Source organism: Ruegeria sp. ABM4_193 (assembly GCF_056158705.1).
Genome location: NZ_JBSWTT010000001.1, coordinates 2928739 through 2955288, shown reverse-complemented (window position 1 = coordinate 2955288; position 26550 = coordinate 2928739). Strand labels below are relative to the sequence as shown.

The following is a 26550-nucleotide window of genomic DNA, read 5'->3' as shown; positions in this document are numbered from 1 at the left end:
AAGGGTCAATATCCGCAACGGGGGCGTAGCGCATTAATGTCGTCGATTTTCCTTGATTGAGCCCCATCTAGTTGAGGAAATCGACGTGGAATTTAATCGCCACGTTGACAACACGGTCATACCCAGATTGGATGGAGCTCGCCGGATTTCCTCCTCCAAGTTCGGCGAGAAATTGAAAAAAACCTTTCCAGAAACAACTATAACTGAATGGCTCTCGCAGCCAACATTAACCAAGGCTGTACGATCACAGTTAAAAGTCAGCTTTGTCCGCAAAGCGGTAATTCTGATAGAACGCAGTGAACGACCGCTGTGAGCCCAAAGCGGCAGTTGCTTTTTCGAAGACGTCCGGATCACCCTGCACAGTCGCAAGTAGTGCAGCGCCTTCCAGCGTCGCGAGCACTGCTAGTGCGTCAGAAAGCGGATCGTCGCTGTCCGGAAATGCGCTGACAAGCCGATCGACCAATGCTGCAAAGAACATTTTTGCCGCCGCCGTTACCGGTTCAGGCAGGCCTCCGCTTTCAGCTGCGAGTAGCCCACAAAGGCACATCTTTCCGTCCTGGCGCAAGCTTTCCGCGAAAAGTTCGCGTAGGCGCGCGACACGCGCATGAGACGGGCATTCATCCAAAGCGTCTAGGAAACGGGACGTGTAATTTCTGGCCAGTCGAGCGACCAGATCGGCCTTGGTCGGGAAGTAATGATGTACGCCTGCGCTGGTCAGCGCTGTGTCGCGCGCAAGGTCTCGGAACGAAAAGCCGTTGTAGCCGCCAGTGCGGACCCGCGCCTCGGCGGCGACCAGGATTTTCTCTTCTGATGTCATACCATCACCCTCGACAATTCTTGCCGCGCTGCATCCATGGCTTCAAGAGCGCCTTCGAGGAAACCACCGTGCGACGGTGCGGTTTCAGTTCCTGCAAAGATCACCCGCCGAGTAGGAGTTAGTTTGCTATACATAGGATGGGAGCTAAGCGGCTTGAGGTCGGCAGACGTGGCGGTTGCCATGTCGGCGCTCCAATCCTTGACGATTACGCCGCGTGGCTCGGCTGCTTTGGGGCCAAACAGGCGGACCAGTTGCGCCACCGCTTGCGCTTCGAACCCGGATTGTCGGGCCGTGCCGGGCATGGCAAAGCCGAACAGAGCACCCTGGGTGCCGTCCATAGGCGACGCGTCATGGATTTCAGCCAGCGGACCTTGATGAGAGATTGCGTCGCCATTCAGGCCCGCGTCGCGCCAGAATGGGGTGTCGTAAACAGCAACGAGTTTGGCATGTCCGGCCATCCAAGTTGGAACATCCGGAACGACCACGCCCATCTGTGCAGCGAGGCGCGGGGGTAGCGCCAAAACAACGAAGTCGGCGCGCAATGAAAACCCGTTTCCGCTCAAGGTCACGAATTCGTCTTCTTCGATCACACGCCGAACTTCGTGGCCAAGGCACAGCGTATCAACAACCTTTTGGGCGAGGGCGTTGGTTATCTGAGCGAGTCCGCCTGAAACGCGAAGCGCGTCACCCATGGGGGCGAAATCGAAGTCACGACGCACATTTCCCTGAGCATCCTCGAACGCCAATCGTCCATCGCTGTATTGTGGAAATGTTCGCAGCCCAAGCTTGTCTAGGAGGGATAGCATGCGGTGGTTGTGCGGCCAAATCCAAGCAGGGCCGAGGTCATAGCCGCCCTGTGAGAGAATGCGACCGCCTACGCGGTCGCGCGCCTCTAGCAAAAGCACGTCGCGCCCTTCAAGCTTCTGCGCATGCGCCAAAGCTAGGCCGGACAACCCTGCGCCGACGATGACAATCTTTGCGTTTGGCTTCATGCCGCGCTCTCTGCGACGTTACTAAGGTGGCCGGTCTTGATCCAGATTCGCACCCCGTTAGCGCCAGCGGTCGCCTCGAAACTCGCCCCGACGGGCAGGCGTAACCAATCCCAGCGGGACAGGGTGTCGCCACCCTCGTTCAGGCTCCCATCAATCACAAAGACCTCAAGCCCGCCTGAGGCATCTAAAGAGCGCACTGTACCCGCATCCCAGTGTTCCATCGCTACAGTTTCACGTACATCTGTGTGGAGGGGCAACCTAGAGACACCATCTGCTGCTTCAATCCAGCTTGCCTTGCCGCTGTCGATCTGGACTTGATCGCGGTCGCTAGCATCGAATTGGTGGAGCTTTACCAGAATTGTCGCGCCGTCCTGTGCTGCAGGTGTATGAGACGAGGTCGGCGGGTTCCGCACGTAGGAACCAGTTGGAAAATCACCGTCTTCGTCTTGAAAAGTACCGTCGAGAACCAAGTATTCTTCGCCTCCGTCATGCGTGTGGGCAGAGAAAGCGCTGCCAGGCGCAAAACGGACGATAGTGGTGGCGCGAGCTACTTCCTCTCCAATTCGGTCAAGCATTTTGCGCTCAACTCCGGGCATCGGGGATGCGACCCAATCGTTCTCTTCAAAGTGTATAAGGGTACGTTTATTGAAGTTGGCGTTCACGCGCATGGTTTGGTCTCCCTCCATTGTCACTGTGTATGTGCAAATTGACTATACTTACCTACTGATAGGTAGGTCGTTTCTCGACGTCACTATCGCAACAGTGATCACGCGTTCGTGAACCATTGGTTGAACCGCGGCGAATGGCGAATTTGTCCGCATTGCAGGCATTCTTTGAATTCTGCCGTATGACTGCTTCGAGCCCGAAGCAGACTCCAGTTCACGACACCAGACCAACTCACGTTCAATAATTTGTCCGCGAGCCGAGATGGTCTGCAAGCTGATCAAAAACCAACCTGATCCTTCGCGCTGTTTGTAACTCAGAGTGTGTGGCCAACCAGATAGGAAATTTGAATGGCTCGCGTTCGGGCAGAACACGCTCCACACCGGGTGTAAGGGCCGCCACATCGTCTGACATAACACTAATGCCGAAGCCTTGGCGCACAAGCTCCCATGACACTATCCCGCTCTGCGATCCAATCCGAAAATTCTTGCGGGTTACTTCGATGCCAGCCGGATTGAGAAATCCAATCATCGTGTCAACATCGCCAAAGCCGACGAAATCCAACTTAGCAAGTTCGTCTTCATTTCGTGGTCGCCCAACCTGTTCGAGGTATGAAGGGGCAGCGTAAAAATGTGCCGTCGCTTCTGCCACGAGCTTTGCAATCAGGTCCGGCTGTGTCGGGCGCACATGCCGAATTGCGATATCTGCCTCGCGCCGCTGTATGTCTCGTATGTCATTTGCTGCGACAACGTCGATCTCAAGCCGCGGTGCCGCGATCCTGATCTGTTTGAGAATAGGCGGTAGCTGATAGGCTGACATCACGTCGGAAGCAGTGATCCTGACTTGCCCTTCAACTGCTTGTGACTGGCTTGTTGCGGTCAGAGAAATTCTGTTCGCGACATTTCCCATTTCACTGACATGCACCAAAAGCTCAGCACCGGCTGTTGTCAGATTAAGCGACTTGCCAACCCTTTCAAACAAGGTGACGCCTAGCGCCTGTTCCAGCGCGGCGACCTGACGACCCACGGTTGGCTGGGTCTGTTCAAGCACGCGCGCCGCGGCGGAAAACGAGCCTTCTTCTGCCGTTGCAAGAAAAGACCGAGCCTGGTTCCAATCGAAATTGATTGCCTTCCAATTCATGCATTAATGCATAACAGTTCTGCAATATCTGGCAATTTAATAAATTGGCGTTTTAAGATATTGGCTGCGGTGACGCCAAAGGAAAAGAGAAACGATATGGCTACATTATCCAAAGATGCCGCATTTTGGAGCAAGATTTCGCGCAAATATGCGGCTGATCCTATCCGAAATATGGAAGGGTATCTGAACACGCTCGAACGTACAAAGTCCTACCTGAAAGCCGAAGACAGCGTGCTGGAAATCGGCTGTGGAACGGGGTCGACCGCGTTGTTGCTGGCACCGGATCTGGCTCAAATAACTGCCTCCGATCTCGCACCGGGGATGATCGAAATCGCTAACGAAAAACTCGCTGAAGAAGAGCTGGAGAATGTAACGTTCAAAGTGGCCGAGGTTCTGCAGCATGATCCTAACGACGGTTCTTACGACGCTGTCCTCGCACATAATCTGCTGCACCTTGTTCCCGATCTGGGCAAAGCACTCGAACACATTGCGACCCTTACAAAACCCGGTGGGGTATTCATTTCCAAAACCGTCTGCGCTCCGGAGAGTGGAGGGTTGAAATATGGCATGATCAGCCGAATAGCGATCCCGATTATGCAGTTGCTCGGGAAAGCTCCGTTCGTAAATTTTGTGTCCGTAGCTGAACTCCAGCAAGCCATTGAACTTGCGGGCTTCGATATCGTCGAGACGGCGGATCAAGCCGGGTTATTGCTGAGCCGGTACATTGTCGCGAGAAAGTCGTAAAAAAAGCATTCGCGCCATAATTATGTGCATGCAAGGGACAGCTCGGGCCATCAAATGAGTATAATGATGAAAGATGGGATTTCATTTGCACGCCTTTCGGAAATCGATCCGAATGACATTGCGGTTCATATGTCCGACCCCCGGGTAGCAGAGCATATGCCGCTTTTGACGTTCAAATGGAGTATCGAGGTCGCAAGAGAGTATATCACTAAGAAGGAAGGCTACTGGGCGCGGGACGGTCTTGGACATTGGGCGTTTTTGTCAGGCGGTCAGTATGTTGGTTGGGGGGGCTTTCAAAAAGAAGATGACGAGTGGGATTTTGTGTTGGTTTTGCGGCCCGACGCCTTTGGCCTTGGGAAACGGATTTCCAAAATGGCAATCGACTTTGCGATCGCTGACAAACGTATCCCCTTTGTCACGTTTCTGTCGCCACCAAGTCGAAAAAATCTGGGTGCGCTCCGGAAACTCGGCGCCAAACACATAGGCGAGATCGAATACGAAGATGCTCAGTTTCTCAAGTTTCGCCTAGATACGGAGTGAACTCCGTTCTTCCTGATTTTTCCCGGTGGTGCGCCATACACCCGTTTGAAGGCTTTGTTGAACGCAGGCTCTGACAAGTATCCGATGTCAGCGGCAATCTGCGAGATAGGTTGATCGGTGGACACCAACCTTTCTCTGGCCAGGTGCATACGCCACGTTGCAAGATACTGGATTGCCGGAACACCTACCAACTCAGTAAACCGCGCCGCGAAAGCGGATCTGGACATACCAGCAACCTCCGCGAGTGACTCGACTGTCCAAGCTGCAGCAGGCGCACGGTGAATTGCGACTATCGTGCGCCCGATCTGCGGGTCTCGCGCAGCTTTTAACCAGCCTCGATCCGCATCGGGTGCGCTGTTCAACCAACGACGAATGGCCTCAATGACAACCACATCGGCCAGTCGTGTGATCACGGTTTCGCCGCCCGGTCTCAATTCCCGCGCCTCTTTTGCGATGAATTGCAAAGTTGCCTGTAACCAGCTTCCGGCGTCCTCCTCCCACGGGTCGATTTTGAGTACATCTGGAAGCAAGCGCATCAACATATCACTGGCGGCGTGATCTATTCGGACCAAGCCGTACATGATGCCCGTCTCCGCGCCGCCGCCGCCGTATTCCAGTGTTTCATAAAGCTCGGTTACCTTGCGAATAGGCAACTCCTCCAGCGTTAAAAGCGGCGTGTCTTCTGAGCTAAAGAAACCGACCGGAGCTCCGTTGGTCATCAAGACAAGATCGCCTTTTTCGACCTCGAACGGGTCATCGTCACCGACCTTCATTAAGCACCGCCCGTGTGTGATGACCGCAAAGCTCAGTACACCGGGAAATCCCGGTATCGATACGCCCCAGGGTGCTGTCATGCGAGACTGGCAATAGAATGTGCCAGTGAGTTTCAGAAGATGAAGGATTTCCCCCAGCGGATCGCCGATCGGCTTTGCCAGTGCATCTGGGTCAGGGACATGTGGTTCAACCTTGTTCATGTCGCGACTTTGGCTGAAATTTGGCTCTTCGTCTATACTTTTAGGACGATTGGATAATATTAATGGATTTTGAAGAATAGAATATCTCAATTGACTGTCTAATTTCGGGTCATCAACTGAACTCATGGAGATGACCAATGACACAGCAAACCATTCTTGTACTTGGCGCAACAGGCAAAACCGGATCGCGGATCGCGACACGTCTGGAAGAAAAAGGGCAGACAGTCCGGCGCGCATCGCGGAACAGTGAAACGCCATTTGACTGGGAACAACCGCAGACCTGGCCCGCAATCCTGGAAGGCGTCTCGTCTGCTTATATTTCTTACTTTCCTGACATCGCTTTTCCAGGTGCGGTTGAGCAAGTCGAAGCCTTCACAGCATTGGCTCGTGAAAAGGGATTACGGCGTTTTGTGCTGCTAACCGGGCGTGGCGAGTTTCATGCGCAACGAGCGGAAGCAGTCGTACGCAATTCCGGAGTTCCGTTCACTATCGTTCGTGCAGCATGGTTTGCCCAAAACTTCTCTGAAGGGGCATTGCTTGGTCCGGTCATGGCAGGTGTCTTGCCAATGCCCGCCGGCGATGTACGCGAACCAATCATCGACGTGGACGACATCGCCGATGTTGCCGTAGCTGCTTTGACAGAAGAAGGACACGACGGCGAACTTTACGAAGTCACGGGACCACGTCTCATGACGTTTGCCGACATGGCTGCAGAGCTTTCGCGCGCAATGGGCAAGACTGTGCAATACCTGCCCATTTCATTCGAAGACTTCCACGCGGAAATCGCGCACGCGAATGGCGAGATGATTGCTGATGTGATTACGGACATCGCGCGTGAAACGCTGGACGGGCGCAATGCGAACCTCGCGGACGGGGTCCAGCGTGCGCTTGGACGCGCGCCACGCGACTTCGCCGACTTCGCAAACAAAGCTGAAATGTCTGGCGCGTGGACCAAAGCCGCTTAAGCCAAGCCAAAGGACATTGGAGAAAAACATGAAACTTGAACTTAAACGCAGACTTATCTTGGGTCTGTCCGGATTAACGGCATTTGCCATAGGTCTGGCCATCACTCTGGACCCACGGTCTTTCTACGCCAACTACGGCATCGTACTCTCGCCGCAGCCAAACCTGATGAGCGAGTTGCGTGCACCTGCTGCCAATCTTGCGGTACTTGGCCTGATCATTTTGTGCGGAGCATTTTACCAAAAGTTAGTCCAGGCCTCAGCCTTGCTTGGGGCCACGGTTTTCTCAGCTTTCGCCGTGGGCAGGACAATCAGTTTCGTCCTCGATGGTTGGCCATCCGAAAACATTCTTGCCGCATTTGCGATAGAGGTTTTGCTTGCGGTGTTGTGTTTGTGGGTTGTCGGTGGAAACGCGAAATCTGCAGCGCCTGCCTGAGACGGTTTTGTCCACGTAGAAGTCGTTCACACCTAGTGCAGCGAAGGTCTGCACTGAGCCCAAACTCTCAAATGCTGCGCTACGGATCAATGTCTGTTTCCCGGTATGAAGTAGGCAGAGGCCATTCTGTGGCCTCTGTCTCGTTGGTTCACTTGTTGAAGAACTCGGCGGCGGCGTCAGTCGACGCTTTCACGGCATCTGGCTTGTAGTAGAAGTCCACGTGGCCGAATTCGTCGAACGCCAATTCCTCATGCTCGTTCGTCAGCTTTTCGATAAACTGGGTGGAGCAAGGCGCAGTGAATGCCGTGCTGGAGTAGATCGTCAGCGTAGGCTGCGTGATCTTGTCAGCATAGGCTTCACCAAGTGAGAACAGGGACTGCATGCTCTGATCGGCAATATGCATGTTTGAGAAGTTCGGAACTGCTTCCGGCCCCTTGGCCCCTTTGCGACCGTAGTAGTCATAGCTGGCCTCAGCCATCGACGGGAACGGAGCGGCTGCGACAAAATCTTCGCGGGAAATCTCGTCATCCAGGCCGAAAGTTTCAACGTAGACCGGCTCGCCGGTCTCATACATCTTCTGCATCGCCGCATTGGACGCTGCGATCATCTGGTGCGCCATGTTGGGATCGGCCCACTGGAACCCATCTGCGGCCATCATTCCAGAGACCAGAGCGATTTTCTTGATGCGGTGGTCGGTTACGGCGGCGGAGGCGATGATCGAGCCGCCCTGGCACACGCCCAGGCCGTGGATTTCTTCCACGAATGGCAGGGTGCCTAGGTATGACACAGCGTCCCAAGTGTTCTCGATCAGTCGGAACATATAACGCGATTTCATGTGCTCTCCTGGCAGCGCGGGGCTGTCGCCCATGCCCAGATAGTCAAAGCCCAGATAGATGAAGCCGCGTGCGGCCATTTCCGGGCCGTAGGTCGCGGGGATCTGATCTTTGACCTGCGGGAAGGGGCTAGCGCCGACGATGGCTTTGTATTTCTTCGACGCGTCAAATCCTTCGGGAAGGTAGAGGTCGCCTGCCAAATCCACACCAAAGGACTTGAAGGTCACTTGGTTTTTGCCAGCGCTAAGGGTTTGGGTTGTCATGGTCTTGGTCCTTTCGGGTTGGAAGACGCTTGGCCTTGCAAAAGTAAATTATCAAGTTTACTTATGGGGAAGTAAGGTGTTTGTAAACACATCATTTTACTTATTGAGGTGGAACCTGTGAAACGTACTGAAAAGAAACGGAAAGATATCATCGACGCAGCCATCGATGAGTTCCGTGAGCAAGGGTTCCTGGGGGCGAAGACCACCTCAATCGCGAAAAAAGCGAACGTATCGAGTCGCACGCTTTACAATCACTTCGAAAGCAAGGAGGCGCTGTTCGACGCGATCTCAGAGATCATGTTGGAACAGAGCCGCAGCATGCAGCCGGTATCCTATGATCCGGATCGCGACTTCGCCGAGCAACTGAAGGATGCTCTTTGGCGCTACGTCGGAGTGATCACGGAAGAAACAGCCATCGGATTAAATCGCATGGTCCTGTCAGAGCTGATCCGTGACCTTGATCGGTCCCGGCGGTTCTTCACTCAGACCGAAACCCACGATTATCCGATGACGCGATTGATTAGTGAGGCTATGGACGCTGGCGTTATACGAGAAGCTGATCCGGCCTTCGCAACGAACCAGCTTTTGGGGCTCGTCAAAAACTTCTTCTTCTGGCCGGAGTTCTTTCTTGGCGAGAACCCGACACCAAAAGACGTCCTGGACGATTGCGTCGCTATGTTTTTGGCGCACTACAAAGCGGACGTTTGATTGGACATCACCAATGGCGGCTTCGTCCCGCAGAGCGGTCATTGCTTCACTGCGCAACGAATGACTGCTTCGAGCCCAATCTGTCTTATGCTGCGGAACAGCCGAATGTCCGCTTTTCTCTCAGGCGGCCGTCACGGCACGCGCCATCGCAATGACCTTAAGCCAACGTGGAATAAACCTCGGCAACTCGCTGAAAGGTCCAATAGAAGGCGATAGCCGCACATCCACCGGCTAACCCCACTCGTAGGGACATCCACAAACTGGAGTTCACGCGCCGACACATTATCAAGGCAGGCCAGAGTGCAAGAATAATGGCAACTTGGCCAAGCTCGACGCCAAGATTGAAAGCAAGCAGGCTTTGCCAGATGTTTGGAGATGTGACCTGCAAGATCTTGTGCAACACAAAGCTAAACCCAAGCCCGTGCAAGAGGCCAATCAGCGTTGTCAGAAGCACCATCGTGACTTCAGAGCGCGCATTGTCCTTAAAACTCATAAACGCTGCGACGGCTGCAAATATGATAGAAAGCGCGATCCCGGTTTCGACGGCAGGAACAAACCACGCGCCCGATGGTACAAACCCGAAAAACCCCAGCGACAGCGTTACGCTATGCCCAACGGTAAAACCGGTTGCACGCAGCAATAGCGCCCTGAGTGTCTGCGCTCCAATGACCAAACACACAACAAAAAGAACATGATCCAATCCTTCGAGGATATGTCGTATACCTTCCCAGATAAAACTCAGGAATCCTCCGTATCCCTCTTGCTGAACCACCAATGGCTCGGTCATCAGGCCCCGAGATCGGAATATCTGTGGTGTGTCCGACGCGTAATCGAGAATAAGGTTGGCGGTTTGGTCCTGATCGGGCAAGCCGGGGTCCAGCACGTTGGCAATGCTGTACGATTGGACCGGGCCGTCAGTATCATAATGAAGGACGAGATCGACAATTGTGTCACCGACAAAAAGCGGGGGTGTTAAGTCCGTTTCGGTGTCCACGGCCTGTTGAGCTTCGGCCAAAGTTGCAAATCCGGGCTCATTTCCAACGCGATGCAAGCGAACGGACTCAACTGTTCCTCTTAAGCGCTGATTGTCGACCAGCAGATGCAACCCACCTTCGGCGAATTGCCCCAGCCCATTGGGATCGCTCATGACTGCCTGCAAGTCGACGAAGTGGACCAACTGACCGTCGCTCATGGCATTAGTCGTGAATGGTGCAGCTTTCGGCAAGGCACCACCATCCTGATCACCGACCTTGTCTGCAACCAGATAAGGCATGGGCGTACGAATGTAGACACGAAGACCGTCTTCGGAATGCTCGACATGCGAAATTCGAACGTTGAGGTTAAGCAAGAAATGCGCCGAGGCCGACAGCGTCAGCGACAAAAACACACCGACAAACAGAACGCCGAAAGCAAAAACCTTTGCCCTTAAATACTTATGCATTTAGATCGCGAGCCTCGATTACAGTCAATCCATCCAGCTTCCATTGCCCGGATTCAGGTACAACCTCGGCCAGCACCCGAAACGTAACAGCGCGCATGTGGGCATGCCCCCAATTACCGCCTTGGGCTTTCACTGTCCATTTGGCCAGAGTGCTAAATCCACCCGGTTTGAGGGTAGGGTCAACGCGCTCTACTTTCAGGGCACTAATATCTGTAACTGTAGCAAGACTGCCTCCTGGCGTTCGGATTGCGAGACCACGTTCTATCTCTGTTGCGATGTCGCCCAGAGATGCTGCTGTTGCAATGTGGGCCAGCTCTGCCTTTCTTTTGGCCGGCGAAGTTTCCAGGGTCACTGTGTTCAAGTTTTCGACCATCGAGCGCAGTATATCTTCCGCAACCTGCTGCTCAGGGGGCTCGGTCTTACTCCAAGGTAATTCCGGCAAATATCCCGAAAATACAAACGTTGCCGAAGCAGCGGCAATCATAGTCACCCAACTGGTACGCTTTGCGACTTTGCCTCTGGTTAGCAGGAGAAAACAGAGTGAGACGGCGCTGATAATCCCGGCGATCAAAGCCACGGCCGGGTACTGCCGTTTCTCCTGCTCAACTGGAATTTGAGTAACAGATGCTCTTTGGTATTGGAGTAGGTGGTTCTGCCAGTGAAACTGAGGGTCCGCAGGTGTAACAGCTCCAAAGAACGGCCCGGCGATATCGTTTGAAATGGTCGCAACGCGAGAAATTTCCTCATCAAACATATCCCAAGTGACCGCCACCTGATCGGGAAGGTCTGCCGATGAGAAAGACAGGATAGCTCCAATAAACGTATTGTTCACAGACACTTCCTTTCCCGGCTCGACAACCTGAAAACCCTGCGATGTCAGCTCCAGGAGTTTTGCAGTAGCGTTTGATGGTTGCACTGACTTGCCATCAATGGTCACCGGGTTACGAGAAGCCAAAAAGGACGCCGCCTGGTTTACGATCAAGGCGCTATGCTGTGGCGAAAGCGTTTGCCCCACTTCGAAAGTTTCACCAATCCAAGGCGCCAGTTCACGCAAGCGGATCAGTGTTTCATGCCGAACTTCACGAGGTTCGATGTAGAGAAAGGTGGATGTCCTGTCCTGAGCTTTTCGATTCAGGCTTTCAGCAGAAAAGCGGCTGCCCCACGGATCATGCCAGTGAATCTTTAACTCTGCCGGCTTTAACAAGAAACTGAAACCCGTGACCGGAACCTCTCGGTCAAAAACCTGCATCCCGATTGTCACCAGTGGTTCGCCACCCTGCGATGGAGGCATTATGGTCAGCTCGTTGGGAACTGAGTTTTGAAACGGAAAGAACACTTCGACGAACAGAACACGAGGATCTTTTGGCGGGCTGGGAACAATTTGACCCGAGAATGGATCGCGCTTACCTGCAAGCGGCGAGGCCCGGTCGATGCGCGTTCGGTATTCTAGCTTTCTGATTTCAGCGTGTAGGGGCTGTTCGTCCCTTGCAACAATAGACAGCGCCCGACTTTTGGCTTGGGCAGAACCTTGATCGGACTCTTGTTCAACCTCCGGCTCACCCTCGACGAAATCGGATGACAATCCGATTGGCAGCATATCCGCAAACAAAGGAATATCTTCGACATAGACCTCAAGGTCGACGTAAACCCCATCATCTTTGATATGAAGGACAGCAATATTGGGTGCGACTTCCGAACCGTTTGTCAAAACAACATCTGCTGAAACGGCCTGTGCACCCGAGGCCATCACGCTCAGCATCAAGAATAGTCGGCACAGATACCGCCAAATTGGAATTTTGTTCACCCCTGAACGTTAATTATCCGGCATTGGCGGTGGCGTGTAACCATCCCATTTGCCGGCTTGAACCTTTTCAGAAGGCTCTTTTTCTTTTGAACGCGGTGCATTGATGTATTCGTCGCTCACAGCTGGTGGCAGCGCATAGTCGTCAACACTCGCTTCCCGAACAACGATCTGATCCTTGGTTACGTTTATCACCTGTAGATCTCGCGCCAGCGTAAGCGGTCCATCGTATGTCGAACGAACACCTTCCAGGATTGCCTGATAGTTTTCGGGCGAAAGAACAGAGTGATACCCTAGGGCCATGCGTGGCTCGACAGCGGACATAACTTTGCCGAAAGCCGCAGGTTCCGTATGAACGCGCGTAGCTACATAAGTCGCCTGTTTCATGTCCCAACCAAAATAAGGGGCTAGCGCATCCGGTGGTAGAAACGCCTCGTGAGAAGCGATGTCCGCCCCCTTAGCATATTCTACATACCATTTGTTTGGGTAAGTATCTCCGCCAAAGACGTATTTCAGTCCATTCCATTCCAGAGAGTAGCTTACCGAGCCATCTAGACTGTGGATCGCAGGCCAGGACCGGATAGTTACGTCGTTTTCCTGATAAACGATCTCGTTTTCCTGCATGTAGTCGAATTCGGTAACTTCAAGCTTGGCCCCATCATCCGGCAGCGCCCCCGTACGTGTGGCTAGATCCCAAGCATAGGCTTTAGATATACCCTCGACATAGGCTTTGGTGCCCAATTCATCCTCTGATCCGGACGGGCCGAAGACGCGGAGCGGAGTATATCTGCCCGAAAGCCAACCTCCAACATGCAGACCCATAAAATCCCCAACGTGGTCTACATGCAAATGACTGAAAAAGACCTTATCGACCTTTGCAAAATCTGGCCGCAGCGAGAACAGGTTGCCTGTTGCGCCCGTTCCTATGTCAAACAGAAAGACGTCCCCATTCCCTAGTTCCACATAAAACGAAATAGAAACGGCCGCTTTGGTTTGGTTTGGCATCCCCGTACCCAATGCCGTGATACGCATCTCATCCGCGCCAAGGATTTCAGTGTTGGGAAAGTAAGACGCGGGATATACACCGTTTTCGATTTCAGTGGCACTCCGACCCGTCGGCAAGGCGTTTTGGGCCGTGGCAGTGCCAGCCAGTGTCACGCCTAATGCCATCAATGTACCGGCTGCGGTTTTCATTAAGTTATTCATTGATCCCCCCTTCAAAGCGAAGCCTCGTAAGAGAACACGAAACCGTGAGCCTCTCGTTCACCATAGACATATCTACGGTAAGTCCATAGACTGCTCTATGTCAAATAAAGAATGCTATAATCTGAATGTCAGAATCTATCACTCGAAACTCACCAAAAAACGCCGCGACCAAGGAAGACTGGATATTGCTGGCCTACAAAGTACTCAATGAGGGCGGGGTTTCCGCGATAAAGGTCGTGCCAATGGCAAAGCGACTGAACCTAACAAGCGGCAGCTTTTACTGGCATTTCAAGAACGTCCGTGAGCTTTTGGATGAGGTTCTCAGATATTGGGAGCAGGAACTGACTGACAAAGTGATCGCAAAGGCAAAGACATTTGGCGGCGCCCCGGAAGACCGCATTCTTCTTCTTATGAAAAAGGTCATTGAAGAGGACGCCGCCTTGCCAGATCACGCTGTCTCAGTGTGGGCGAATACCGATGAGAAAGTAAGAGAGGCGTATCAAAGAACCATCGGCAAACGATTCCAGTTCGCCGCCTGGATGTTTGAACAGGCCGGGTTTTCTAAAGAAGAAGCGAAAGCGCGCGGTAGACTGATGGTTACATCGCTAATGGGAGACTCTTCGACCGGTCTGAAAGCGCAAGGTGATTGGGAAAAGGTTATAGAGCGGGAACATGCAATTCTTGTCGGAAAGTAGAAGAAAGAACAAGAAAGTTGCCCGGCATTGTAAGTTTGCTCGAAATGGACAGCCAGTTTTTAATTGCCCTGTAGAAACAGCTCACGCAACAATGCCAGAAGCCGGCGTTAAGTCTGTGACCATCAAGGTCCGCTTCGTCCGCATTGCAGACATTCAATCCAGGACTTTGCAATTCCGGCTTAGCGGACAAAGTGGACGTTCGAACTCAGCCACAAGAGCAATTCCCACGCAACTTGCAAACCTGGTCAATGCTGTGATCAGAACCTGACCCTAAACGCCAGTCCAACCAATGGCGCAGTATCGTAGCTCTGGCGACTTATTTCTGCTCCATTCGCATCATCTAGCGTAAGGCGGCCGTCAAATTCTGCGCCTGCGAATACGCTCAATGAAACTCCAGGATTTGGGTTGTATCCAACGGAAAGTACGACGGGGACACTTTTGTCTTCGCCCACCCCGTCTGGCGCGAGACCTTCCCCATCCAACCTGAATCGAATTCTCTCCGATCGTGCGGTTAAGGAAAGGTCTATGGCCTCAGTCAACGTGTAGCTCAGCGTCAACCCGGGGCCTTGTGTCGCTCCAATCCCTGAGCCAGTGTTCAAGTTCCAGCGGTCATTTATGTCCCAATCGATCAGCAGAGCCGGAAAAAAATCGGTACCACCATCGTCAAATTGAGAGAACGCGCCTAAGGCCGGTCCTATCGTAAGGCGCTCGTTAAGTTGCCAAGCAATACCCGCGAAAACACCGTAGGTCCTACCATCAGATGCGGAAGCTCCACTTTGATAATCCCACCTGATCTGTGGTGACACAAAAACTGTTGCTCTATCGCTCGCATGAAATCGCATGGGAACAGCAACGCGCAAGTCACGGATATTCTCCCATGGCTGGTTGTTCGATTGACTAAAGCTATAATCCAGCTTGCCGAAGCTGGTTGAAAGCCCAATGGAGTTTCCTCCTTCCAGATTGTAAAGTGCGGTAGCGCGTAGAAAAGCTCGGCTTGCAGAGAATTCGCCACCGTTACTTAAATCCGCGTCCCCTTGAAACGCAGCAAGCCCATCAACCTGATATGCCCAACCTAGCCGGTGCTGCGCGGCTGAAGGTATCGCTGCAAATCCTAGAGAAATAGCTCCAAAGCAGCACGTTAGAAAAAGGTTTTTCATTTGGCGTTTCCCACGTGACGCTGATTTATGCTGGGTTGCCATTCCTGAACGAGCGTTTCAAGCCCAATAAAATCTGCTCCGCGGATCAAAGCAGCCATATTGCTTCAGTAGCTTGGTAACGCACAGGCCTCTAATTTGTTGAACATTGAACCGAAAATAATGGCCTCCCGACGAAACCACTCACTAGAATCTCCGGGAGGCAACCAGACAAATCTGGCGAATGCGCGAGCAGCAGAGGTAATACAAATTTGCCACGCATGCGAATACTTGAATCTAAAAAGCAACAATTCAAGTAATTTTACGCGCGCCAAAAAGTTTGCTCTCGCGCGCTTGAGAATTTCTTGCTTTTTTCGGCCTAAACCTCCGCGTCGAAAAACGTGGCCGCGCTGTGCAAATGGCGGGTAACGAACTTGGAGAGTAGCGGACAGAATTTGCGCTCATGCCAACTTGGCTGACTACCAGCGGCTAACCGCACATTCGACATAGTCTGGCTAGTCCCATGGTCAGATTATCTCCCCGCGTTGCCTATCATCCCAGATAAAGGTGGCGCGGGGAACTTTGATCCATCCTTCGATCAGTACCGTAACAACAACACCCCAAAACTACAGCCCGCGTTGTTCACTTGGTTTCCCTCCGAACGATGCGGGTCTTTTTGAAGATGGGGGTGTAATGAGTTTCCGTTATTCAGAGCGACCGACCGGACCTTCCAATGCTGGTTCGGTCGGTGGTGCATCAAGTGCCTTTCGAAAGATCACCTTGTCGCCGCCATCGGCCCAAAAATAACGCATAAGGTGTTCTTTGCCGGAGAAGCATTGGGAGGAGACGAGCAATCTAAAGTTCACGGTGCAGCGTTTTCCGCTACCTCGGCTGCGAGCAAATTGCTTGAATAGTCGGGGCGCCGATTGGCCAGCATAATCGACATTCAAGTACAGCGTTGCATCCGACACTTTGGGCTCGAAGCAGAAGCTCAACCAAATCGATAGAAGGCCGGCTCTGCGGACATAACGGGCATTAGTCTTATTGACGGCAATGACTGCAGTCAGCCCAAAGCAGACGTTCTCAAGTTTTCACCCGCCGTCTGTTCTACGGGCAACGCAGCCATTCGCAAATAATTGTCGTCCATGCGGCGCGAGCAAGATCCGAGACCAATAAATTCCAATTTGATTATACATAATGTTGAAGTATCCTCCGACGAATAAACTACATATAGATTGAAGGTGACGGAGCGGATGGTAAAAGGTCTCAAATCAGCAGTTGCAACTGTACTGGCTGCGACGCTGATGACATGCCCCAATTTAGGCGCAGCAGACCAAGTCTCGGAGCAGATAGAAGCGCTGCTACGGTCAAATACGAATGCGAGTAGCACACTTTCTAACAATAAGAGTTTGGACGCAGGAATCCTTGTGCCTCGTTTCTATACAGACAGAGAATTTGCGCCAGCTTGGACAAGTTTTGAATTGGTCGACGAGCTATTTCAGGAGTTGGATGGAGCAATTGATCAGGGCTTTACGCCGAGTGACTTCAAGCTAGAAGAGCTTCGAACCGCTTTCAAAGACTCACAGGGTGGCGACGCCTCAAATAAAGCGCTGTTCGATATTTTGGCGACCGACGCAGCAGTGAAACTCGTGCATCATTTGGTTTTTGGAAAAGTCGATCCAAATGCATTGGATAACGATTGGAACTTCTCAAAACCAGTAATTCAACAAGACCCTTCCATGGTATTGAGCCAATTTCTTCAAGGTGAAGGCTTCAGCGCTTTGATTGAACGCATCGATATCGACAATGCGCAATATACGATGCTTGTTGATGCATTGCGCAAATACAGAGCTATTGCATCAAAGGGAGGCTGGAACAAAGTTCCCGAAGAAACGGTTCTGAAGCCGGAAATGGTGGACCCTGCCGTCGCCGAACTGCGTAAAAGGCTGGCGGCAGAAGGCTACAAGGGAACAAAAGAATTTCCAGAAATCAGCCAAAACGGCATAAATCCAGCTTGGGTTTATGACGATTACTTGGTGCAACTGGTAAAAACCTTTCAAAATCGTCACGGCCTGGAGGCAGATGGCGTCGTTGGTGGTAAGACCTTCGCGTCTCTTAACAAATCTGTCGAAGACCGCATAAATAAGTTGCGCCTCAGCCTGGAACGGGGCCGTTGGCTCATGCGGGAAATCGACGAGGAGTTCGTACTGGTAAATATTGCAGGCGCTCGTACTTACTTGGTCACATCTGGCGGGACGCTTTGGACCACCCGGTCAATCACAGGATCAGCCTACCGCAAAACCCCAGTGTTCCGAGATGAAATTGAATACATGGAATTCAATCCGACTTGGACCGTTCCTGCCTCGATCTTTCGGAAAGACAAGCTGTCGCGGATCCGCAAGGATCCAGCCTATCTGGCGCGCAACAATTACGTAGTTCGGAACAAAGACGGGCAGACAATTCCTGCCAACGCTGTCAACTGGGGGGCAAAGAACCCCGCGGTGACTTTGGTTCAGCAGCCGGGCCCAGACAATGCGTTAGGTTTAGTCAAGTTCATGTTTCCCAATAAATACGCTGTGTACTTGCATGATACCAACGACCGCAGTCTTTTCGACCGAAATGAGCGGAACCTAAGTTCCGGCTGCGTTCGTCTTGAGTATCCGTTCGAATTTGCCAGCCTTTTGATGGAGGGAGAGCCGGACTGGAGTCGGCAAAAGATGCAATCCATTTTGGATAGCGGGAAGACAACGCGCGTTAACCTACCCGAGCCCATGCCGGTCCTTTTGACCTATTGGACTGCTTGGGTCGAAGATGGGGCCGTTCATTTCCGTGAGGATCCATACGAACGAGATGCTCGAATCCTCGTAGCTTTGGATCGATGAACATGTCATCCTGACAGAGATGCGCAATTCCATGTTCAAACTGCAATAGTTGTCGTCACCAAAATGAACCAGCGCTGCTGCGTTCAGAACTCACAAGCGCTCGACGCGCGGTGAAGCGCCGAGTGGCCGCTCTGGGCGGTCTAATAGTCTTTGCAATGTCCGGTTTCCGCGCATCGCTGACGTTGATGGCAACCTCAGCATCGTTGGCTATGGGCTCGAAGCAGTCGTTTGCTGCACTTTGCGCGAGCGTCTGTCATATTACGTCTTACCGGTCGTTCCGTCATACTCGAACCTGAGGCTTTGAAACGCCAGATTCTATGTTTAGTGTGGTATATTTAGTGGTATGGATACTATGGCTAAATTTTTTATTAAAATATAACAAATAAATACGAAAAATATATAGTTGCTCCTCGGTCCGCCACTTGGTGAAATCACCAAATGATGTTGAGATACGATAGGTTGCTTAAACCTTAGATTTTATGGGTTTAGCCGCGCCGATGGGCTTCATCGGATTTTATCCGATGACAGAAGTAAACTTTCATTGAGTGGTATATTTTGTCGTGTTTTCATGTCTGCGCTCAGTGGGAAGCTGACAAAGAAGCTGGTAGAGAATCTTTGTCCGGGTCGGCATGGCGACGGTTCTGGCCAGTACCTTGTTGTTGACCCTTCGGGTGTGCGGCACTGGATCGTACACGTCGAGGTCAAGGAAGGCGGTCAGGCTATTGCTGACAGTCTTCAAACAGGGGAGCCGTCGGATGACAAAAAGTGACGACCGCCTCAATGCAACACCCAGAAAATGTCTCGGTTGGAAGACACCCGCAGAAGTGTTCCGTGAGAAGATGATGGAGGAAATGGGCAAGACACCCTACCCTCAAAACGAATAGGAGTCGCGGTTCAAGTATCGCTCATAAAGGAAAGGATCCTTTGACTCCAGAACGACCAGTGCCAACACAAAGTAGCCCTTCGGCCGGACTGTTTAGAGCCCCAAGCAGACTTCAATTTCGCCGTGCCCAAAGACGCAGCGAGAATGATTGTTCTGCGTTACTCAGACTGGATGGGTCTAAATCCACCCGTGCGGGCCATCATAGCTTTCGCATAATCACGTTTTACTGTTGCACGGTCTTCAAAGCGAGCATGTACGACGCAAAAGAACAGGGCACTGTCATTTAGACCGATGCGGGGGGTAAACCAATCAAAGGGATCGGTCGGTTCTACCAATGCATACTGGTTGGATGATGGCGCGACAGGTGCTAAATTGGCTTCACTGTTCGTGATATCTTCGAGCAATGTTGGACGTGCTGTGCCGGTGTCCGGTGTGAGAATACCCATGATTTGTTCGCGACCAGCCGGAACGAAGCGCCCTTTTTCTTCGACTGGAAACCGGATCGGCTGTCCTGCATAAACGTCTCGCTGCACTTCACTGTTCTTAACAACAAGGGTTCCGTTAACGAGTACGTACGGAATGCCTTCTGACGGAAGCCCTTGCTGACCGAGAGTGTAGTTCGCCTTTTCAGTCACGGTCTCCGGATCAAAAATCGTAATGTCCGCGACCATGCCTTCCTGCAAACGTCCACGCACCTGCATTGCTCGCAAGCCTGTGTCACCTAACCGCTTCGCATGGATGTAACTGAGCTGAGTCAGTGTGAGCATAAGCGGCACATTCGCTTCGCGGGCCAGTCTCAGAACAAGCGCGTGGCTGCCTGCTGACCGCGGATGCCCTGCATAGTCTTCGTAGGGGGCATCCCAACTCATCAGATTGCCCTCGATGTCCAGCCCGGCCATACCATCACCTGAGATGCCATAGCCCGCGATAGTGATCCAATCATTCAGCCACTGCTCTCTTGGAGGGCTAAAAACAATCGCCGTCCGTCCAGGCTCATTCTCAGCGAAGGTCAAAAACTCATCTTTGGTCACAAAGCGATCAAGTTGGGGATCAAAGATGGTGTCTTCGTATTTGTACCCCATCGAGCCTTCCCAGTTTTCAGGGGCGATGATGGAAGCTCCATAGTTCCCGGATCCGGCGGTCCAAGGGTAAAAACTGGACCAGACATTATAGCCCTGATCTCGGGCCATCTGGAGTTTTTCTTGATTTTCCCACCAGCCATAATCGTTGTCATGATGAATGTGCAACGGGGCGCCAAGAACCATAGCATTGACGAGGATTTCATTGACCCCTGTCTGCGTTTCCGTCGGTGTCGAAGCGCTGGGGTGAAAGCGGTGATGAACTGAAGTCAATCGACCATAGCGCGCCGCGGCGCGTTGAGCTTCGAACATTTCATAGGTCGTAATGCCTTTACGGGCATAGCCGATTGTCGATCCTACACCAAGCGCACCAAGACGCAGCCCCTCGTCAAGCTGCGCAGTGATTTCGTTCATTTGTTCACGGTTGCTTGGAACAGAAGACCACCCTTCGACGCCGTCTTCCACAGATTTTGCCCTAAGTGCGAAAAAGTTCCGGAAGTCTATATCCCCACCTTCAAGCACGAGGCCGTCATGAACCCGCATCCGTGCGAATTCTTGTCCAACGACCGTGCCATAGTTAGCCTGCGTTGCACCCTGTCGTGCTTTATACCATTCATCAATGTTAGCGGCACCGACCTCAAAATCCATTTGGGTTGTGACGCCATCCCTAAGGTTTACTTTGATACCCCAAGGGTCCAACCCGTGTTGCTCAAGGTCGATAAAGCCTGGGGCTACGACGTGCCCCGTGGCATCTATGGTCTCGCTACCGTCAATTTCTTCGTCAGTGATTGCAGTGATCCAGCCATTGCTTACTCCGACGTTAGCGATCTGGTCGAATCCGGTTTCCGGGTCCATGACCCGACCGTTGAGAATGACCACATCGTAAGTCTGCGCGACGCAAAGTGTCGAAAAAACAGACAACGTGCCCGCTAGAAACAAGGTACGCATGGATAGATCCTCCCTTTTTTCGACAGGATAATGGAAAGCCGCTTTAGATCAACAAAATGGCATGTTTCGATATTTGGTAAAGGTATATTCAAGAATGGTCGGTTTGTACGTGCAGCAGACGTTGATTGAATTCCGACGAACGTCTGCAGCGAGTACAATGGTATCGACAGCTCATACCTTAGCTACCTTGCCCAACGTGCAAAAAACCGCGACAGACGCGTGTTCTGGTTGGCAATGGCCGCTCAGGCGTTGTTTCTGCCAGATGAGCCGTCGCTAGATACAGGCAATTATTGAAATAAGAAACCCGCTGCGGCATTGTCCGGCCTATGGAATTTCTGGACTTTGGACATAACCCTTGGTTGGTGGTTACATCGTTCGTTGTGGCGCTTGTTGCAGGTGCTACGGGATTGTCTTTGACGAGAGATTTGTCCGAAAAGTCGCTTTCACAACGCAGGTTGGCCATCGCGTTGGGTGCCATTGCTTTGGGTGGCGGTATTTGGTCGATGCACTTTGTTGCTATGCTTGGCCTAAAGCTGCCCATCCTGTTTTACTATGACGCAGCAATCACACTCGCATCCGCGCTTATTGCGATCCTTATGGTCGCCCTAGCACTTGTGCTTTTGCATTTCACTGAGCGTTCCAGGGGGATCATCATTGCCGCCGGAGCAATCGTAGGTGCCGGCATCTTGGCGATGCACTATGTCGGAATGGCTGGCATGCAGCTTTGCAAGCCCGTTTATACCCTGCAAGGTGTGCTCGGGTCGTCGGTATTGGCTATTGTCCTCTGCATTCTCGCGATCGGCATTGCGTATAATGAGCGTTCCAACAGGACCATCGCGATCGGCACACTGTGTTTCGGCGTAGCTGTCTTTTCAGTGCATTTCCTGGCCATGGCAGGAACCAATTTTGTGGCCTTGCAAAACATCCGAGAGTTTGGGCCCGTCATCAGCAACGAAGTCATGGCCGTTGGAGTGATCCTATCAAGCTTTATAATCTTCGGCGCATTCTTGTGGGTCGGCACAACTTATCTTGTGCCTACGCAAGCTACAAAGATCTCGACGATGGACGTCGCCCACGATGAGCCTTCACCAGACCAGACCTCGCCCATTCGTATCCCTTGTGAAAGAGACGGAGGCAAAGTCTTTATCGCCGCGCCGGACGTTGTATTTGTCAGGGCGGATGGTCACTACACGCAGGTCTACACCCGAACGGAAAAGTACTTTTGCGTCTGGCCGATCACTGAAGCGGTCAAACGGTTGGAGCCGACTGGTTTCTTGCGCGTGCACCGCAGCTATATCGTGAATCCTAAAAAGGTTTCACGGTTTGAACGGACCAAAGATAAGGGACAATGCACCTTTGGTGAAGCCGATCTTCCGCCAGTACCGGTCAGTCGATCGAACCTGAAAGCAGCGCTGACCGCCTTCGGGTAAGGTACGGTGTACCCGGCGGCGCAACTCGTGCATCCTGAGGCGCATTTCGTGCAAAATTAGCGAAAACAAAGTGTTTTCCCGGGCCAAACACCCCACCGCGCGCGAGCTTCTCTAGTAGCCAGAACAGTTGCTGCAGGGAGGAGAGGCAATGATTCCAGCTGCCTTTGAATACTATAGACCAAAGGATTTGGCGGATGCTCTGTCCGTTTTAGTGGAGCATGGAGATGACGCACGCGTGCTCGCAGGGGGGCACAGTCTGATACCCATGATGAAGCTCCGCATGGCCGAAGTGCCACATCTGATCGATTTGCAGGATGTGGAGGGTTTGAGCGGCATATCCATTGAGGGCGATAGCATCCGCATCGGCGCGATGACAACGCAACATGACATCATCGACAACGCTCAATTGGCGGCAGTAGCTCCGATCATGCGCGAGGCCTCATTGCAGATCGCTGACCCGCAAGTGCGCTACATGGGCACGGTTGGCGGCAATGTTGCCAACGGCGACCCGGGCAATGACATGCCGGGTTTGATGCAGTGCCTAGACGCGACCTTCACCTTGGTCGGCCCGGACGGTGAACGCAAAGTCGCGGCCCGCGATTTCTACGAAGCGGCTTATATGACTGACCGTGAGGACGAAGAGATCCTGACAGCGGTGGAGTTCGATGCGCCAAAGGGCGGGTACGCCTATGAAAAGCAAAAGCGCAAAATCGGCGACTACGCCACCGCGGCTGCTGCGGTCCTTTTGACTAAAGAAGGTGGGGCTTGCACCTCGGCTTCCATCGCGATGACCAATCTGAGCGACACTCCAGTTCATTCTGAAAAAGCTGGTGCTGCACTTGTCGGCACGTCTGTGGATGATGCGGCAATCAGAGCGGCCGTGGACGCCATGTTGGGCGACATCGATCCAACACAGGACAACCGCGGTCCCATCGAATTCAAACGTCACGCAGCGGCGATTATCCTGCGCCGTGCGATCGAAAACGCCTGGGCCAGAGCCTGAGGAGAGAGATCATGTCAAAGAAGAAACATTTCACTCTTACCGTGAATGGCGAGGAGCAAGAGTTCCTGGCAGAACCGCGCGAACTGCTGATCCACACCTTGCGCGAAAGGCTGCGCAAGACCGGTCCGCACATTGGCTGTGAGACCTCGCATTGCGGCGCTTGCACCGTGACCATGAACGGCAAATCGGTAAAGTCCTGTACCGTGTTTGTAGCGCAAGCTGACGGTGCCGAAATCACCACTATCGAAGGGCTTGGTAACCCTGACAGCCTGCACGTGTTGCAGGAAGCGTTCAAAGAACACCACGGTCTTCAATGCGGCTTCTGCACACCGGGTATGATCACCCGCGCATCCAAGCTTTTGGAAGAAAACCCGAACCCAACCGAGGAAGAGGTGCGCTTTGGCATGGCGGGTAACCTCTGCCGCTGTACCGGGTATCAGAACATCGTCAAATCTATCCTCGCCGCCGCGGCCGAGATGAACTCTGCGAAGGAGGCGGCACAATGAACAAGGAACTGACCCGCGAAGAACGCGCCGACGCGCTAGGAGGAATGGGTTGCAAACGCAAGCGCGTTGAAGATGCCAGGTTTACCCAAGGCAAAGGCAATTATGTCGACGACATCAAACTGCCCGGCATGCTGCATGGTGATTTCGTGCGTTCGCCCTATGCCCACGCGAAAATCGTGTCGGTCAATGCCGAGGCCGCATTGGCGCTGGACGGCGTGATTGCCGTACTGACGGCCGAAGACCTCGCCCCTCTTGGTCTGCACTGGATGCCGACGCTGGCTGGCGACAAACAGATGGTTTTGGCTGACTGCAAAGTGCTCTTCCAAGGTCAGGAAGTGGCATATGTGGTGGCAAAAGACCGTTATATTGCTGCCGATGCAGTAGAGCTGGTCGAAGTGGAGTATGAAGAACTCCCCGTTTTGACCGATCCCTACGCAGCATTGGAATCCGACGTGGTTCTTCGCGAAGACCTGATGGGCGAAGGTGGAGCGATTCCAGATGGGGCCCACGGCCCCCGCAAACACCCTAACCACATCTTTACCTGGGAAGTCGGCGAGAAGGACGCGACCGAGCAGGTAATGGGAGAGGCAGACGTGGTCGCTGAAGAGATGGTGTATTACCATCGCACGCACCCATGCCCGCTCGAAACCTGTGGCTGCGTGGCCTCAATGGATAAGGTCAACGGGAAGCTCACGCTGCATGGCACGTTCCAGGCGCCTCACGCTATCCGCACCGTGGTCAGCCTGATTTCCGGCATTGAAGAGCACAACATCCGCGTGATCTCGCCCGACATTGGCGGCGGCTTTGGCAATAAGGTTGGGGCCTACCCCGGCTATGTGTGCTCGGTCGTGGCCTCGATTGTCACCGGCGTTCCGGTGAAATGGGTCGAGGACCGTATGGAAAACCTGATGACCACCGCCTTTGCCCGTGACTACTGGATGAAAGGTAAGATCAGCGCCACCAAAGAGGGTAAGATCACCGGTCTCTGGTGCCACACGACAGCAGACCACGGCGGCTTTGACGCCTGTGCCGACCCGACGAAGTTCCCGGCTGGGTTTATGAACATCTGCACCGGGTCTTACGACATCCCGACCGCGTATTTGGCAGTGGACGGCGTCTACACCAACAAGGCGCCGGGCGGGGTCAGCTATCGCTGCTCTTTCCGTGTAACCGAAGCCGCCTATTTCATCGAACGCATGATCGAGGTTCTGGCGATAGAGCTGGACATGGACGCGGCCGAACTACGCCGGATCAACTTCATCAAGAAAGAGCAGTTCCCCTATCAGTCCGCGCTTGGGTGGGAGTATGACTCGGGCGACTATCACACTGCTTGGGATAAGGCGCTAAAGGCCGTCGACTACGAAGGGCTGCGTGCAGAACAAGCTCAACGGGTCGAGGACTTCAAGGCGGGCAAAACCCGAAAGCTGATGGGTATCGGCCTGACGCATTTCACCGAAATCGTCGGTGCTGGACCCGTCAAGAATTGCGATATCCTCGGCCTGGGCATGTTCGACAGTTGTGAAATCCGCATCCACCCGACCGGCTCAGCGATCGCGCGCCTTGGCACCATCTCGCAAGGCCAGGGCCATGCCACGACCTTTGCGCAGATCCTCGCAACCGAGATCGGTCTGCCAGCAGATAGTATTACCATCGAAGAGGGTGATACGGATACTGCGCCCTACGGTCTTGGAACATACGGCTCGCGCTCGACGCCGGTAGCCGGTGCTGCGACCGCGATGGCAGGACGTAAGATCCGCGCAAAGGCTCAGATGATCGCGGCCTACCTGCTGGAAGTGCACGACGATGATGTCGAATTCGACGTGGATCGTTTCGTGGTCAAAGGCGCGCCTGAAAAGTTTAAGACGATGAAGGAAATCGCCTTTGCCGCCTACAATCAGGCCATTCCGGGCATCGAGCCGGGGCTGGAAGCGGTCAGCTACTATGACCCGCCGAACATGACCTATCCCTTTGGCGCCTATGTCTGCGTGATGGACATCGATGTGGACACCGGTGTGACCGACATTCGCCGCTTCTATGCGCTGGATGACTGTGGCACGCGCATAAATCCGATGATCATCGAGGGCCAGGTGCACGGTGGTCTGACCGAGGCGCTGGCCGTCGCTCTGGGGCAAGAGATCGCCTATGACGAGATGGGCAACGTCAAGACTGGCACGCTGATGGACTTCTTCCTGCCGACCGCATGGGAAGTGCCGAATTACGAGACCGATCACACGGTTACCCCCAGCCCGCACCACCCAATAGGTGCCAAGGGTGTCGGCGAAAGCCCCCATGTGGGCGGCGTGCCCTGTTTCTCCAACGCGGTGAATGACGCCTTCCGTGCCTTCGGCCTGCGTCACACCCATATGCCGCACGATCACTGGCGGATCTGGAAGACAGCAAACGAACTGGGCCTTCACGGCTAAGCTTCTGGCGCGCGCAGCAGGGATGGCGGCGCGCGCCTTTTAAACCAC

22 protein-coding genes and 1 pseudogene are annotated in these 26550 nt (G+C 53.2%); 12 read left to right on the top strand and 11 right to left on the bottom strand.

The features are described from left to right. Nucleotides 1–250: 250 nt before the first annotated feature. The 4 genes from ACXADZ_RS14750 to ACXADZ_RS14735 all read right to left on the bottom strand — a co-directional run bounded on the left by ACXADZ_RS14750 (nt 251) and on the right by ACXADZ_RS14735 (nt 3612). Entirely contained in the window at nt 251–817 is a 567-nt protein-coding gene (locus tag ACXADZ_RS14750; RefSeq protein WP_475197468.1) for a TetR/AcrR family transcriptional regulator, read from the bottom strand. Continuing rightward, the gene (locus ACXADZ_RS14745; RefSeq protein ID WP_475197467.1) at nt 814–1809 is read right to left on the bottom strand and encodes a flavin monoamine oxidase family protein; all 996 of its coding nucleotides are present in this window, start codon (nt 1807–1809) and stop codon (nt 814–816) included. Before ACXADZ_RS14745 ends, ACXADZ_RS14750 begins: the two co-directional genes overlap by 4 nt. Further along, nucleotides 1806–2477: a cupin domain-containing protein gene (locus ACXADZ_RS14740; RefSeq protein ID WP_171189206.1), complete on the bottom strand. Its 672-nt coding sequence runs from the start codon at nt 2475–2477 to the stop codon at nt 1806–1808. Before ACXADZ_RS14740 ends, ACXADZ_RS14745 begins: the two co-directional genes overlap by 4 nt. 235 nt (nt 2478–2712) lie before the next feature. Further along, a complete protein-coding gene (locus tag ACXADZ_RS14735; RefSeq protein WP_475197466.1) occupies nt 2713–3612 on the bottom strand; it encodes a LysR family transcriptional regulator in 900 nt (299 codons plus the stop codon). A 96-nt stretch (nt 3613–3708) separates the two neighbouring features. Here ACXADZ_RS14735 and ACXADZ_RS14730 point away from each other — a divergent pair, with 96 nt between their 5' ends. Further along, nucleotides 3709–4356: a class I SAM-dependent methyltransferase gene (locus tag ACXADZ_RS14730; protein ID WP_475197463.1), complete on the top strand. Its 648-nt coding sequence runs from the start codon at nt 3709–3711 to the stop codon at nt 4354–4356. 54 nt (nt 4357–4410) lie between these two features. Next, nucleotides 4411–4896, top strand: coding sequence for a GNAT family N-acetyltransferase (locus tag ACXADZ_RS14725; RefSeq protein ID WP_475197460.1), 486 nt, complete (start codon nt 4411–4413; stop codon nt 4894–4896). Here ACXADZ_RS14725 and ACXADZ_RS14720 read toward each other — a convergent pair. Continuing rightward, nucleotides 4863–5870 (bottom strand): AraC family transcriptional regulator, encoded by a 1008-nt coding sequence (locus ACXADZ_RS14720; protein ID WP_171091917.1) that lies wholly within the window; start codon nt 5868–5870, stop codon nt 4863–4865. The genes ACXADZ_RS14725 and ACXADZ_RS14720 overlap by 34 nt on opposite strands. 137 nt (nt 5871–6007) lie before the next feature. On the opposite strand from ACXADZ_RS14720, the gene ACXADZ_RS14715 reads away from it, so the two are divergent. Both ACXADZ_RS14715 and ACXADZ_RS14710 read left to right on the top strand, forming a co-directional pair. After that, nucleotides 6008–6835, top strand: coding sequence for an NmrA family NAD(P)-binding protein (locus ACXADZ_RS14715; protein WP_171189105.1), 828 nt, complete (start codon nt 6008–6010; stop codon nt 6833–6835). Nucleotides 6836–6863: 28 nt separating this feature from the next. Then, on the top strand, nt 6864–7268 hold the full coding sequence (locus ACXADZ_RS14710; protein WP_475197455.1) for a DUF4345 domain-containing protein: 405 nt from the start codon (nt 6864–6866) through the stop codon (nt 7266–7268). A 148-nt stretch (nt 7269–7416) separates the two neighbouring features. Here the strand turns inward: ACXADZ_RS14710 and ACXADZ_RS14705 are convergent, their stop codons facing one another. Further along, nucleotides 7417–8364: an alpha/beta hydrolase gene (locus ACXADZ_RS14705; protein WP_475197452.1), complete on the bottom strand. Its 948-nt coding sequence runs from the start codon at nt 8362–8364 to the stop codon at nt 7417–7419. Nucleotides 8365–8481: 117 nt separating this feature from the next. On the opposite strand from ACXADZ_RS14705, the gene ACXADZ_RS14700 reads away from it, so the two are divergent. Next, nucleotides 8482–9072 (top strand): TetR/AcrR family transcriptional regulator, encoded by a 591-nt coding sequence (locus ACXADZ_RS14700; protein ID WP_475197449.1) that lies wholly within the window; start codon nt 8482–8484, stop codon nt 9070–9072. A 157-nt stretch (nt 9073–9229) separates the two neighbouring features. On the opposite strand, the gene ACXADZ_RS14695 is transcribed toward ACXADZ_RS14700, so the two are convergent. The 3 genes from ACXADZ_RS14695 to gntH are packed head-to-tail and all read right to left on the bottom strand — an operon-like array spanning nt 9230 to nt 13520. Continuing rightward, complete coding sequence (locus ACXADZ_RS14695) at nt 9230–10513, bottom strand: HupE/UreJ family protein (protein WP_475197447.1); 1284 nt, start codon at nt 10511–10513, stop codon at nt 9230–9232. Next, nucleotides 10506–12272, bottom strand: coding sequence for a hypothetical protein (locus ACXADZ_RS14690; RefSeq protein ID WP_475197445.1), 1767 nt, complete (start codon nt 12270–12272; stop codon nt 10506–10508). Before ACXADZ_RS14690 ends, ACXADZ_RS14695 begins: the two co-directional genes overlap by 8 nt. A gap of 54 nt (nt 12273–12326) precedes the next feature. Beyond that, nucleotides 12327–13520 carry a guanitoxin biosynthesis MBL fold metallo-hydrolase GntH gene (gene gntH / locus ACXADZ_RS14685; RefSeq protein ID WP_171105631.1) on the bottom strand — a complete coding sequence of 398 codons (1194 nt, stop codon included), beginning with the start codon at nt 13518–13520 and terminating at the stop codon, nt 12327–12329. Between the two features lie 125 nt (nt 13521–13645). On the opposite strand from gntH, the gene ACXADZ_RS14680 reads away from it, so the two are divergent. Continuing rightward, nucleotides 13646–14215, top strand: coding sequence for a TetR/AcrR family transcriptional regulator (locus ACXADZ_RS14680; protein WP_475197440.1), 570 nt, complete (start codon nt 13646–13648; stop codon nt 14213–14215). A 257-nt stretch (nt 14216–14472) separates the two neighbouring features. Here the strand turns inward: ACXADZ_RS14680 and ACXADZ_RS14675 are convergent, their stop codons facing one another. Beyond that, on the bottom strand, nt 14473–15372 hold the full coding sequence (locus ACXADZ_RS14675; protein WP_475197437.1) for a hypothetical protein: 900 nt from the start codon (nt 15370–15372) through the stop codon (nt 14473–14475). Between the two features lie 1229 nt (nt 15373–16601). Between ACXADZ_RS14675 and ACXADZ_RS14670 the strand changes: the two genes are divergently transcribed. Both ACXADZ_RS14670 and ACXADZ_RS14665 read left to right on the top strand, forming a co-directional pair. After that, nucleotides 16602–18230 (top strand): L,D-transpeptidase family protein, encoded by a 1629-nt coding sequence (locus tag ACXADZ_RS14670; RefSeq protein ID WP_475197434.1) that lies wholly within the window; start codon nt 16602–16604, stop codon nt 18228–18230. 770 nt (nt 18231–19000) lie between these two features. Further along, a pseudogene (locus ACXADZ_RS14665) lies at nt 19001–19114 on the top strand (IS30 family transposase); the annotation flags it as partial. 157 nt (nt 19115–19271) lie between these two features. Here the strand turns inward: ACXADZ_RS14665 and ACXADZ_RS14660 are convergent. Continuing rightward, nucleotides 19272–21140 (bottom strand): amidohydrolase family protein, encoded by a 1869-nt coding sequence (locus ACXADZ_RS14660; RefSeq protein WP_475197431.1) that lies wholly within the window; start codon nt 21138–21140, stop codon nt 19272–19274. Between the two features lie 326 nt (nt 21141–21466). Between ACXADZ_RS14660 and ACXADZ_RS14655 the strand changes: the two genes are divergently transcribed. The 4 genes from ACXADZ_RS14655 (at nt 21467) to ACXADZ_RS14640 (ending at nt 26502) form a co-directional block, all read left to right on the top strand. Then, nucleotides 21467–22570 carry an MHYT domain-containing protein gene (locus ACXADZ_RS14655; protein WP_171188079.1) on the top strand — a complete coding sequence of 368 codons (1104 nt, stop codon included), beginning with the start codon at nt 21467–21469 and terminating at the stop codon, nt 22568–22570. Nucleotides 22571–22718: 148 nt separating this feature from the next. Further along, nucleotides 22719–23573, top strand: coding sequence for an FAD binding domain-containing protein (locus ACXADZ_RS14650; RefSeq protein ID WP_171091895.1), 855 nt, complete (start codon nt 22719–22721; stop codon nt 23571–23573). 11 nt (nt 23574–23584) lie between these two features. Then, complete coding sequence (locus tag ACXADZ_RS14645; RefSeq protein WP_152457016.1) at nt 23585–24079, top strand: (2Fe-2S)-binding protein; 495 nt, start codon at nt 23585–23587, stop codon at nt 24077–24079. Next, nucleotides 24076–26502: an aerobic carbon-monoxide dehydrogenase large subunit gene (locus ACXADZ_RS14640; RefSeq protein WP_475197425.1), complete on the top strand. Its 2427-nt coding sequence runs from the start codon at nt 24076–24078 to the stop codon at nt 26500–26502. Before ACXADZ_RS14645 ends, ACXADZ_RS14640 begins: the two co-directional genes overlap by 4 nt. Nucleotides 26503–26550: the final 48 nt, after the last annotated feature.